This is a genomic window from Mycobacterium mantenii (assembly GCF_001667865.1).
Classification (GTDB): Bacteria; Actinomycetota; Actinomycetes; order Mycobacteriales; family Mycobacteriaceae; genus Mycobacterium; species Mycobacterium mantenii_A.
The window spans coordinates 1-546 of record NZ_LZJP01000048.1 but is presented as its reverse complement, the minus strand read 5'-3'; the positions used below and the strand labels follow the sequence as shown (position 1 = coordinate 546).

At 64.7% G+C, this 546-nt stretch carries 1 protein-coding gene; it reads left to right on the top strand.

From position 1 onward, the window contains the following. Positions 1–546: condensation domain-containing protein (locus tag A5688_RS08570; RefSeq protein ID WP_131812439.1), on the top strand; the 546-nt coding region annotated here is incomplete at both ends.

Below are 546 nucleotides of genomic sequence, written 5' to 3'. Positions count from 1 at the left end.
CAGCGGGTGGCACGGGTGGCCCGGGAGCACAACGCGACCAGTTTCATGGTGATCCAGGCCGCGTTGGCGGTATTGCTGTCCAAGCTGAGTGCCAGTTGCGATGTGGCGGTGGGGTTCCCGATCGCGGGACGCGGTGATCCGGCGCTCGATGAGCTGGTGGGGTTTTTCGTCAACACGCTGGTGTTGCGGGTCGATTTGGCCGGTGATCCCAGCATGGCCGAGGTGTTGGGTCAGGTGCGCCGGCGCAGCCTGGCCGCCTTCGAGCACCAGGACGTGCCTTTTGAGGTGCTGGTGGAGCGGCTCAACCCGACGCGCTCGTTGACCCATCACCCGTTGGTGCAGGTGTTGTTGGCCTGGCAGAACAACGACACCCCAGAACTGGACTTGGGTGATGTGCACGTCACACCGTTGCCGACTGATACTCACACCGCCCGAACAGATTTGGCGTTCTCCCTGACCGAGCAATGGACCCCAGAGGGTGCACCGGCGGGGATCGGCGGGACGGTGGAGTTCCGCACCGACGTCTTCGACCCGGCCAGCATCGAC